Here is a 12,172-nt window from a genome sequence, read left to right as displayed (position 1 = left end):
GGTGATTAGCGCAGCCCGGTAGCGCATCTCGTTTGGGACGAGAGGGTCAGAGGTTCGAATCCTCTATCACCGACCAATTTAACAAAAAGCCACTCTAATGAGTGGCTTTTTTGTTTTTGGCGATATTGATCATTAATTACAATCATATATTTGATAGCTAATATTCCAAGATTAAACGTAACGAACCTCAACTTAAGTTAATAGAGGGGGAGTAAGCTAAAATAAGCAAATTTAACCTAAATTTATATCAAACTTGCTATTTATTTTGTTAACAAAGCGCCTCACGTCGTTACCACTGCGCCAATAGCTAGTCTATTGCATTTACTTTCAAGTCTATTGCAAGTAAATGTAAGGCAGGTAGCAGGGCAAAGAACTGCTTGATAACCGTTTATTATCCCGAACTTAAGTTAGCCTTTGTCTATCAGTAAACCTTGCCTATTTACCCTAACATTTAGGCTATGTTTGATCTCATATAATGGTATGGCTCAATATTGTGGCATAAGCTTGGCCGTTAGGTGGCATGAAGCTGTAGTCGTTGCCCCGCAGCGTATAATCATGGCATGAGTTGCGCCAATGTTCCACAGAGGGGTTTGCGCCGTGTTATCGAGATTGGGCAAGCCAGTCACTATTTTTTTTGCTCAATAACCGCAGTGAGTTAACGGGTGAGTTCATAGCCTTGAGTCAATGGCTTGTGAGGCAATGGCTCGTGAGTCAATAACCTCGACATAAAAAAACCACTCCGAAGAGTGGTTAATACGAGTGAGTTAATCAATCTATACCACTTATAACTTCACATTGACTGGCGGTACAATAAAGCCTTGATAAGCATCGACTCTGAGATCAGTAAATCTTGTCAATTGGGTTGCTTCTTGGATCCCTGTCACAATCACTTGAATATCTAACCCTTTAGCGACATTGACTAAAGCGCGGCATAATTCACTGCTGTGTTGATTATCTTCAATATAAGCCAGTGACTGGTCAAGTTTGACATAGTTTGGTCGCAAGCTTTGCAAGTAGGCCATTGAGCCGAATTGGCGACCAAAATGGTCTATACCAAAGTGAGCGCCAGAGTCTCGAATGATTTTACACAGACTTTCACAGGATTCTAAATCGCTATACACACTCGCTTCGGGGATTTCAAAGCAAATACGTTCAGGGTATTTATTGGTTCGAAGGAACTGTTTTAGCCAAAGATGAAAATCAGCATCGCTAATACTTTGATAAGTCAGATTGATGGCGACTCGTTCATAATTACGTTCAAGTAAACGATGTTCATTGACGGTTTCTATCAAACAGCGATCAAACATTGTACCTAATGATAGTAACTCTATATAGGGTACAAATTGTCCTGCATGGAGGGTCTTGTCACCTATTTGCAGTTGGCAAAAAAGCTCACGCTGACAAATTTCATCTCTGGCACAAAGCTGAATCGGCTGCCAACGGAATTGGAATTTTTTGTTCTTTATCGCGTGATTTAAATTACTGCGCCATTCCTCTCGGGTAAACAGTTGCTGTTGAGTATTTTCAAACCAATGAAACACTTTGCCGTCTTTAATGGACTGTTGGAGTGCGTTATCTGCTTGTGCCAACATATCTGATACTGTCATTTGCCCTAGGCGCTCTGCTACACCAATATAAAACTGTTCGTTTGGTTTACAACCAGATTTAGATATTTCTTTATTAACAGTACGTATTAGGCTTTGTAAATACTTCGTCAGTTGATCATGTTCACAATCTTCAACAAGGAAGGCGAATTCATACGCAGCAATACGGGCGATAACAGAGGAGGATATTTCATCCTGGTGATGCTGTAATTTCTGAGCCAGAATACGAATGGTCTCATCGCGAACTTGGAAACCGTATTTGCTATAAACGTCTTCTAGCCAATCCATTTTGACTAAATAAAGCGCACCAGTACTGGGCTCGCTTAACCAGCCATTGACTCGACTGACCATATACTGCCTATTTGGCAGTCCTGAGACTTGATCGACGAGATTTTTCTTTCTTAATGCGGAAACTTCTTCGTCAAGGGAGTTAAAGACTTGTTTTAATTGAGCAGACATACTGTTAAATGCATTGACTAGCTCTTTCAGTTCCTTTGTTTTTGGCGCTGGCATATCGGGACCAAATTGGCGCTCGGCAATTTTTTTTGCGTGTACAGAAAGGGTATTTAATGGTTTCAAAATCCAACTGAGTCCCACCCTTGCACATATGATGGCAATGAGAAATAAAATTGAAAATAGGATCAGAATATTTGAAATGGTCCGCCATAGTTCATGATAACCAAAACCGGGGTGAGCAGTAATTTCCAGCGTGGCAAGTTGTAACCAACCAGAGGTAATAGTGGTTTGTTTGTTAATGGTTTTAAACAAGTTAAGATCGATAAACCATTGAGGAACATTATTTACTCGAATAGCGTTATTCCACACTTGCTGCTTGCCATCAACTAACCAGGTTAATTTGATTTGTTGATAATAGCCGCCCTCAAAAATAACATTGACTAATGTTTCTGCTCCAGCATCATCACCAGCTTCTAAAACAGGCGTTAACATTAATCCTAATGAGTTACTGGTATTATTGAGATCAGATTCCATCTGTTGTGTTAAAAAACTTTGAGTCTCTGAAAATTGTACATAGGCTACGCTTGCAATCGTTAACAAGAAAAGCCCGAAAAGTAACGCATAGATCTGCCTGAACAGGGTCATGTTGTCACTACTCCATGTTGAGTTTGGGTTGGCGTAAGCGGTCTACACCTAGTCTAAGTTTAAGGTCAGTCCATTTTTCAAGGCGTGATGATGAGCCAGCTAACACACCTCGGCCTTTTTCTTTGTTTAACCATAATTGTTGACCATTAAAACTATAAACAGGCAGCAGATCTTTTCGTTTCGTTGCCAGCTTTATGGTTTTATCTAAATTGTCGAGCACTAACGGGATCGAATTAGGCTTTTCGTAATACGCTAACACCATATGATACTGGTTCAACGATGTTGCTTTTACCATGGTGATCCTGAGTTTATCTTCAGCAATACCAAGTTGAAGAAGCGTAAAGTATTTCGCGATTGAAAAATCTTCACAATCCCCCCCATTAGCCCCAATAAACTCCATCGGCGAAGCCCAATAATTGGAATCGCCCCATAGTGTTTGATCATCAATGAATCGAAATAAGTTAAAGAACTGATTAACTTTTTCTAATTTCTCTATTTCAGCAAGTTTCTGTGAATCATTAACGATTTTAAACCAAGCATTTGCTCGTAATCCTGCTCTATCGCCATAACGTTCCGACAATGCTGAAACGGTTTTTTGCTGGTTTAACTCTTGAGTCGGTGCCGCATATAAACATGAAACTAAAAGGGCCGATGCCATAATAGAAAAATGACAGACCCTTTTATACAGCGATGTGATTACTTTGCTGTCTTCATGACTCAAAGAATCAATGCCTTATTTATCACTCTTCCATTTTCTCGTCGACAGTGTAGATATTCCATCTCATTGCTGGAATGGTATCATCGGTTGCGACTTCAGCGATCACGCGACGATTACGTCGTTCGGCTTCTGGCGTACCACTGTTATCGATAGGGCGATCAAAACTATAACCAATGGCGTCTAAACGACTTGCATCGATACCAAATGTGTTTTCTAACACTTCAATGACAGCTTTAGCACGTTTCTGAGATAAGGCTAAATTAAGCTCATAGCTTCCAATTTTGCTGGTATGACCTTCAATTGTCACCTTAGTGGTAGGGTCGGTTTGCATTATTTTAGCGACGAGTTCAATTTGATCATAATACTGCTGATCGATAACCGCAGAATTATTGCTAAATAGAATCTTTAACTCTTGGCGTTCATTGATGTCTTTTATGCTACCACAACCGTAGTTGTCTGCTGCGGCATCCATAATGGTCTCCGCACAACGTTCGCGGGCCATTATCACCCCATCACGGTCGTTGTCAGCAAGATCAAATTTTTGTGGTGTAGACGGCGTAGACTCGACAATATCGTTGATTGAACAACCTGCGGTTGCAATCAATGCGAGTAAAATTAGCAAATATTTCATCATTTAACACCTCCCTCATAATCTTGCTCACCACGCCATTCTCCTGGACGTGTTACTCGAAGTGAGTCGAGTAGATCGCCAGTCGAATTGAGTACTCTATAGCGAGCAGCAATTTCGTCATACTCGGTTTTCAAGTAATCTTTGCGCGCTTCAAATAGTTCATTCTCAGTATCGAGTAAATCGAGAAGGGTACGTTGACCCAAGTTAAATTGTTGCTCATATGCCACTTGAGTCTGTTTTGCCGCCACAACGTGTTCACGTATAAATTGTTTTTGTGGGGCGAGCATTTCATAGGCATTCCAAGCGAGAGAAACACCTTCAACCACTTGACGATAAGCACGTTGTTGGATCTCTTTAGCTTCGTTAATTTTATAGGCCGTTTCTCTATCTCTAGAGACATCTTTACCACCAGAAAAAAGGTTATATTTAACCCGAACCATAGCAACTAAATCATTGTTATAGCCGTTAACATTTTGGCTATTAAATGTGCTGTAGCCGTCTTCGCCGTCAGTATCATTATTCCAGTTACCATTAAGCTCTAGACTTAATTGTGGGAAATAGTTGGCTTTGGCTGAGCTACGCTCTTTTTTAGCGGCATTAATGTCATTTGCTGCTGACTTTAACACAGGGTGTTTCGATTTTGCTGACATGAGCCCTTGTTCTAAGCTTTCCGGGAGCATATCGGCATCAGGCACTGGCAGGATTAAGTCGTCAGGCTGTGCTTCAACAATTCTGATAAAGGTTGCACGAGTATCTTTTAAATTATTTTTAGCTGAAATCACATTGGCGTTTGCGCGGGCAAGGCGACCAGTGATTTGCGATAAATCTGCTATCGATCCTAATCCAGAATCTGTGCGCTGTTTTATTTGATCATAAATCTCTTTATGACTTGCGAGGTTTTTCTCTGATAGCAGTAATACTTGTTCACTGCGAATGTAGTTTAAGTAGACTTTTGCAACATCCAAGGCAATATCTTCAGCGGCGGAAAATAATGCCCACTGATCAGCACTGGCTTCAAACGAATAACGATCGACTTCGCTACTGGTATAAAAACCATCAAATAGCATTTGTTTGATACTAAAACCGGCTTCGCCACGTTCTAAATCAATCATACCGTCATTATCTACATCTCCTTGACCTGCTTTACGCCGAGTCGAAGGGCTATCGGTTTGCTCCCAGCCATAGCCAGCAGAAATATCTAAGGTTGGCATGTAGCCAGCTTCAGCCTGATTAACTTGCTCTTCGCGCGCTTTAAAACGATTAAAAGCGATACGTAAATCTGGGTTTGTGTCTAGCGTATGTGCAACTGCTTGCTCAAGTGTTTGGCTTGAGACTGCTGGCGCTATCGATATTGATAAAGCCAATGCAATCATACTCAGCTTTTTTTGCTGATTTATAATAGTTATCATTAAAAAACCCTCCTGGTCTTCTTAGCGCTCTCTAAGAGCGGTATCTTTCGCTCTTAAAATTGGATTTAAAATGTACTCAAGTATGGATTTCTTTCCCGTGATGACATCAACCGATGTCAGCATCCCTGGGATTATTGGCATCTCTGTGCCATTGTCTTTCAATAAACGGGATTCTTCTGTTCGTACCTTTACAATATAGAAACTGTTACCTTCTTCATCTTGTGATGTATCGGCGCTAATATGTTCAACGGTACCTTTTAGTCCACCATAACGAGTGAAGTCATAAGCGGTAACTTTCACTATGGCTGGTAATCCTGGATGTAAAAAAGCAATATCTTTAGGGATAATTTTAGTTTCTATCAGTAGTTTATCTTCTGATGGCACAATTTCCATAATCTCTTCGCCTGGCTGCACAACACCACCCAAAGTATTAAAATTAATCTTTTTAATTGTTCCAATAACAGGCGAGGTAATGACGGCTTTACTGACTTTATCAAATGCGCCTTTTTGTGCCTGATTCATCCGAGATAATTTGGTTTGCATTTCATTGAGTTGTGCGCGTAAATCTGTGGCATAAACAAACACCGCTTCCCGGCGTTTTAAGATGGCTTCATCCATTGAGGCTTTGACCTTGGGCCGCAAAAGTCTCACAGATTGTAATTCACCTTGAATATCATTCACTGTGCGCTCAAGTTTGAGCAGTTCAACTTCAGGGACAATTCCTTTACGGGCCAGCGGCCGAGTCAATTCAAGCTCGCGTGATACTAATTGGTAACTTGTTGTAAGGGTGCCAATTCTGGACGCTAATTCTTCAATTTCCTGTTGGCGTTGTTGGATTTGACGCACCAGAATTTCTAATTGGTTACTTAAATTATCAAGCCGAATAGAATATTCTTCTTGTTGACGCTTAACCAGTTCAGGCTCCTCGTCAATAATGGTCTGCGAAAAGAGCAAGTTTTGTTTAGTGATTTTGACTTGTTCGCGCCAGTCAGAAGACATATCGGAGATGATAATGCTGTCTAATTCAGTGCGCATCCGAATAATGTTGGTTTGTAATCCGAAGACTTCTTGTTCTTGTTGGTCGAAATCAGAGCGAAATCGTGTGTCATCAATACGGGCTAAAGATTGTCCTTTGGTGACCATGACCCCTTCTTGGACGTAGATGTCTTGTAAAATACCGCCATCTAAACTTTGAATAATTTGAATTTGTGAAGATGGAATAACTTTACCGGTTCCTGTTGTCACCTGATCTAATTCCGAGAAATAAGCCCAAATAACAAAGCACACCATCATTGCAGCCAGTGACCAAATGATCAGACGATGTCCTGAAGGAGCATCGGTCATCATGGCACCGTATACGTCATCAACCATTTCTAAGTCTGCAGCGGTAAGGTTTTTACTCATGAGTTTTGGGCTCCAGAAATTGTCCCAGAATTGAGTTTAGCCAGAACTTCATCTTTAGGGCCATCAGCCACTACATGACCCCGTTCGAGCACAATAATACGATCGACTAGATTTAATAAATGCATCTTATGGGTAATGAGTAATAATGTTCTATCGCGACTAACAAGTTGCATTGAGCGAATAAACTGTTTTTCTGCGCGGGCATCAAGGCTAGCAGTAGGTTCATCCATTAATAATATGGATGGGTCATTTAATGTTGCTCTGGCTAAGGCTACCGTTTGTCGTTGACCTCGGCTCAATGACAAGCCTCCCTCACCAACTTGTTGATCTAAACCTTCTGATTCTAGGTTAGTAAACATACTCACACCAGAAAGCTGGATTGCTCTTATTAATTGATGTTCAGTTACTTGGCGAGAACCGAATAAAATATTGTCGCGGATCGTACCGTGAAACAAGGTGACGTCTTGGGGTAAATAGCCAAAGTTACGTCTAAGATCGCTAGGGTGAATTTGTCCTGCATCAAGGCCGTCATAGCGCAGGCTGCCTTGAGTCGGTTTGTATAATCCTAGCAGTAATTTGGCTAAGGTACTTTTACCTGAGCCATTACGGCCAATAATGGCGATACGTTCACCAGGATTAATACTTATTGATAAAGGATGTAAGCTGGGCTTTTCGGAACCAGGAAAGCTAAAACTGATATTATCAGCCTCTATTTTCCCCATAAATCGTTCTTTGCTTGCTAGGTTCCCTTTGTCTTCAAACTCATCTTCTTGTTCCATAATCGCGTCTAATTGGCGCAGTGAACTCATTGTATGATTGCCACGGGTAATTAACCCAGCTAATTGAGCCATGGGGGCGATGGCTCGGCTTGATAGCATGACCGCGGCAATGATCCCACCCATGGATATTTCATTTTCAGCTAATCGATATACGCCCAATACCACGACGAGCACAACAGTTAATTGCACCATAAAATTAGCAATATGACTGACATAATTAGACAGTTTTTTGGTTTTTAGTTGCCAATTAGCGGTATGGCCGATCATTTGTTGCCAGCTTTTTTGTACTAACCCTTCGGCGCCGTTGGCTTTAATTGATTCTAATGCGGTTAAACTTTCAATCAAATGGCCATGTTTTAAACTTGAAAAGCGATTACTTTCTTCAATTGCCAGTTTTAGTTTAGGTTGTATGTAAAAGGTTACAGCAATAATAATTAGGCTGCCAATCACTGGAATAATCGCTAAATCACCAGCAACAATATAAATGATGAACACGAATAGTAATGCAAATGGCAGGTCAACGAGTGTGGTGATGGTTGCAGAGGTTAAAAACTCTCGAATACTGTCAAACTCACCTAATTGTCTGGCCATGCCTCCAACACTGGGTGAACGTTTTGATAACGGAATACCAATGGCTTTGGCAAATAATTTTGAAGAAACAATAATGTCGACTTTTTTGCCTGCAATATCGATTAAATAGCTGCGTAACTGACGCATGATAAAGTCAAATATATAGGCAATGCCTGCCCCTATAGCTAAAACCCAAAGTGATTCAAACGCAAGATTGGGCACCACTTTGTCATAGACATTCATAATGAATAGTGGTGAAACCAACGCAAACAGATTGACTAATACTGAGGCTATAAGCGCATCTCGGTAAATGGGGGCAGAGTCTTTGATACTTTGCATTAGCCAATGTGTACTGCTGTCATGCAGGTGAACATCAAAACTCTTATCGCCGCGATAATCTTGCTTAACTAAAAATAAATAGCCGACGTATAAGGTTTCTAACCCTTCAATTGTCAGGGTTTGTTCGCCGCCCGTTTCGGGTAATTGAATAATGGCTTGGTCTTGCTCTAGATCGATTTCTCGAAGAATACAGGCCTTTTTATCTTTTAATAATAAGATACAAGGTAATAATATTTCAGAAATCTGATTCAAATCTTTACGTGATAATTTAGCTGATAGTCCAGCTCTAGCCGCTGCTTGAGGGATTAAATCGGGTGTGATGACGGCACCAGATAGCGGAAGACCTGCCGCAAGGGAATCTATTGAGCAAGGGCTTCCAAAATGCTCAGTCAATAAAACTAAACAGTCGAGTAAAGGATCGACCGTTACCCGTTGGGAAGCAGAAATGGTCCACTGCTCACTTGTGTTAGACGCAAGGTTAGGCACCTAATCATTATCCTTAATATTTATTGTTAGAATAAGCAAATATGCGTCACATAATACTATGTGACGCAGTCAATTTGTTGTTATTAAGGAATAATATTTCCATTATGTTGATCAAATAGATCTGCATGGTTAGTTCCTGGCGACGGGGCCGGATTGACTGTAGCAGTATCAACAATGAGTGCGCCATCATTAAGTAAACCGTTAATGATAACTCCTTCAGTGGTGCTAGCGTATTCCTGCGATAGGTCTACACCATCAAGTACAATAAATTGGTCAACATTACCATCAAGGTCGGCATCGATAGAAATTGTCGTGCTGCCACCACTGAACGAGAAGTCTAGATAGCTTTCTAAATTACCGCTCTGTTCATTTTGTAATAAATCACTGATATGAAGAGAGTCATTGTTAACTTCAAAGTCTTTAATCGTATCTGTACCAATATCGCCCTTAGACCATACAAAGGTGTCATTACCTAATCCGCCAATAAGGGTGTCGTTACCTAGGCCACCGATAAGTAAATCATTACCTTCGCCCCCATTGAGAACATCGTTCCCGCCCTGACCAAATAATATATCATTACCAGTACCACCATTTAGAATGTCGTTACCGTCATTTTGATTATTGATATTAAACTCATTTACATGACCACGAATATAATCATGTACAGCTCTAACATCAACATCTGCAACTTTTTGGCCTATTTTGTCAGCCACATAAGTTTGTAAAGCGACATATCCTTGCTCTGATGAACCGCTAAATCTAACTAAGTCACCAAAGATAATGTCATCACCTTCATTGCCACTTGTGTCATCATCACCTTGTGATTGCAGTGTCTCAGAGCCAGTAATAACACTTGATAAATCAGATACATCAATAGATGCTCTTACGCTTCCATCTGTATCGTATATTTTCAAGTTTGCTTCATTAACGGTGGTGCCACCGTTTGCACTGGCTAAGCTTATCGCTTCAACTTCAGACACTGCAGCGAGCAGGTTGAACGTGTGTACGGCTTGGTTAGTACTATTTGTTCCACTATCGGTATAGCCCGTGAATTTATTATTACCATCAAAACTAATTTGGCCAATTTTAGCGCCTGTATAAGGTGAATAAACAGCACCGTTAGAATTGACAACCATTTCGTTATCAAAGCGAATTATTGTGCCTTTGCTATAGTTTGTACCTATTAGTTCACTCAAGCTCACATAACTGTTTGTGGTCGCGTCATGGCCAATCAATACTTTAGATACATCTCTATCAACGGTCTGGACATTTGGTGAACCATCAGTAATGAAATAAGAAATATTATTTCCCACATTTTGTTGGATTGCTGAACTAGTAAACCAGTCTATTGCCGACTCAAATCCAGCTTCATAATTTGTGTAGCCTGATGCACCAGCTGAGTTAAGTTTTGCCATTAAAGTTTCAACAGCTTTTGGATCGTCCATGTTAACTGACACTGAATAATTTGTACCTGTGGCAAAATTAGTCAGTAATACGTTAACAATACCACTATGAGAGCCAGTGGCACTATTCGCGAGTGATTCAAAGACGGATTCCAGCTGAGTTATCGCTTCTGCTATTACCCCTCTCATGCTGCCGGAAGTATCGAAAATAAATGCAATATTGTAGTTCTCTCCAGCAACAATCTGTAAGCCTTGTTGATCACTAACAATAATATCGTTACTTTGCGTTCCCTCAATAATGTCATTGCCAGGGTTACCGTTATAGCTGACATAAGTGGAACTAGCGTCTGCTTCGCCAACAATGTTAATCGTCACTGTCGCAGTGTCGGTAGCGCCATATTGATCCGTTACCGTATAAGTAAAGGTATCAGTTACAAGTTGCCCAGCGGTAAGTGCTTCAAATGAATCGTTGGTGTCATATGAATAAGTGCCATTACTGTGAATAGTTAACTGTGCGCCACTATCTAACAAAACAATCTGGCCATCAGTAACGACGGCTCCATTTATCCCAGTTAGCGTAAATGTATTATCTTGGGTATCAGAGTCATTGTTTAATAGGCCTAGGCTTGTGTCTGTAATGGATAGCACGCCATCTTCAGAGACCATATAAGTGCCCATAATCGCTGGTCCAGACGCTGTAATGCCCGTTAAGAAGTAATCTGATGAGTCAGTTAAGGCACTACCATTAGTCGCTTCATTAATTGTCTGTGTTGCTTCAAACACTAATTGGTCAAAGACAATATTACCGGTATCAATACTGAAAGTACCAGCGTCACCAGAAGTCGTCTTAAACGTTTCACTTGCGACTAATTGTCCATTGTAATAAGCCTTCCAAACACCTTGCTCACCATTATTTTCATTTGAAAATAGGTTAGTGACGCTAAATGTCGCCTGATTAACTAGGCCATTAAAATCAACAACAATCGCTTCAGATGTACCTGTAGCTGAATCATACTCGATTTGTCCTGTTACCTGATCAGAGGTACGTGGCGAACCCGCCACACCGAGCTTGTTAGAGCCTGATTCAATGTTTACTGCGCCCATTGAACCATCCGCTGTGCGCGCTGAAATCCTCATTAGGCTTTGGCCGTTAGACTGTGGGATTGCCCAAGCGGTACTTGACCCTGTGGTTACTGAATATGATGATCCTGGAAGATCATCAATAGCATCAACATTGTTAAGATTAAAAGTCACAATTGCAGTATCAGTTAAGCTGCCATCACTTGTTTTAACGGTTAGGCTAATTTGGCTACCATTGTCGTAGTTAATTTGCGTCGTATCATTAACAGAAATTACCCCCGTCTGTGCATTAATGATGAAGGCACCATCTGCGCTAATTAGACTATTTGATCCATTAGCAAGCACAAAAGAATAAGACAATGTGTCACCGTCGATATCAGTATCATTTCCAGTATTGGCATCATTAACGTCATATACGTTAATGCCATTAGCAATAGAGTCATTGATTGTGCTGCTGTAATCATCAATAACAGGTGCATCGTTTACTGGGCTCACGGTGATGGTCAAGGTCGAGGTGTCAGTCGGGCCAGTGCCGTCGGTTAACACATAGGTGATCACTGGCACGGGACCATTGTAATTAGCCACTGGAGTAAAGCTGTATGCGCCATTGGCGCTTAATGTAAAGCTACCGACACCGGCAATTATCAC

General features: G+C 41.0%; 7 protein-coding genes. All 7 read right to left on the bottom strand.

Going from position 1 to position 12,172, the window contains the following annotated elements:
* Nucleotides 1-782: 782 nt before the first annotated feature.
* Nucleotides 783-2,705: a bifunctional diguanylate cyclase/phosphodiesterase gene (locus AAEZ02_RS21000; RefSeq protein ID WP_351079318.1), complete on the bottom strand. Its 1,923-nt coding sequence runs from the start codon at nucleotides 2,703-2,705 to the stop codon at nucleotides 783-785.
* A 7-nt stretch (nucleotides 2,706-2,712) separates the two neighbouring features.
* Nucleotides 2,713-3,363, bottom strand: a complete 651-nt coding sequence (locus tag AAEZ02_RS20995) for a transglutaminase-like cysteine peptidase (RefSeq protein WP_351079324.1) — start codon at nucleotides 3,361-3,363, stop codon at nucleotides 2,713-2,715.
* Nucleotides 3,364-3,445: 82 nt separating this feature from the next.
* A complete protein-coding gene (locus tag AAEZ02_RS20990) occupies nucleotides 3,446-4,054 on the bottom strand; it encodes an OmpA family protein (protein ID WP_351079321.1) in 609 nt (202 codons plus the stop codon).
* Nucleotides 4,054-5,463: a TolC family outer membrane protein gene (locus tag AAEZ02_RS20985; protein WP_351079315.1), complete on the bottom strand. Its 1,410-nt coding sequence runs from the start codon at nucleotides 5,461-5,463 to the stop codon at nucleotides 4,054-4,056. The genes AAEZ02_RS20990 and AAEZ02_RS20985 overlap by 1 nt, the downstream gene beginning before the upstream one ends.
* Before the next feature lie 21 nt (nucleotides 5,464-5,484).
* A complete protein-coding gene (locus AAEZ02_RS20980) occupies nucleotides 5,485-6,867 on the bottom strand; it encodes an HlyD family type I secretion periplasmic adaptor subunit (RefSeq protein WP_351079312.1) in 1,383 nt (460 codons plus the stop codon).
* Entirely contained in the window at nucleotides 6,864-9,041 is a 2,178-nt protein-coding gene (locus AAEZ02_RS20975) for a type I secretion system permease/ATPase (protein WP_351124854.1), read from the bottom strand. Before AAEZ02_RS20975 ends, AAEZ02_RS20980 begins: the two co-directional genes overlap by 4 nt.
* Before the next feature lie 83 nt (nucleotides 9,042-9,124).
* On the bottom strand, nucleotides 9,125-12,172 hold a 3,048-nt coding region (locus AAEZ02_RS20970), incomplete at its 5' end, for a cadherin-like domain-containing protein (protein WP_351124851.1).

It is taken from the genome of Shewanella sp. T24-MNA-CIBAN-0130 (genome assembly GCF_040310185.1).
Lineage (GTDB): Bacteria > Pseudomonadota > Gammaproteobacteria > Enterobacterales > Shewanellaceae > Shewanella > Shewanella psychromarinicola.
The sequence above is the reverse complement of the archived record's forward strand: the minus strand, read 5'-3'. Positions and strand labels throughout refer to the sequence as shown.

Excerpts from the sequence above, each read along its gene's own strand:
- AAEZ02_RS21000 (WP_351079318.1), bottom strand. The coding sequence starts at position 2,705 with ATGACCCTGTTCAGGCAGATCTATGCGTTACTTTTCGGGCTTTTCTTG.
- AAEZ02_RS20995 (WP_351079324.1), bottom strand. The coding sequence starts at position 3,363 with ATGGCATCGGCCCTTTTAGTTTCATGTTTATATGCGGCACCGACTCAA.
- AAEZ02_RS20990 (WP_351079321.1), bottom strand. The coding sequence starts at position 4,054 with ATGAAATATTTGCTAATTTTACTCGCATTGATTGCAACCGCAGGTTGT.
- AAEZ02_RS20985 (WP_351079315.1), bottom strand. The coding sequence starts at position 5,463 with ATGATAACTATTATAAATCAGCAAAAAAAGCTGAGTATGATTGCATTG.
- AAEZ02_RS20980 (WP_351079312.1), bottom strand. The coding sequence starts at position 6,867 with ATGAGTAAAAACCTTACCGCTGCAGACTTAGAAATGGTTGATGACGTA.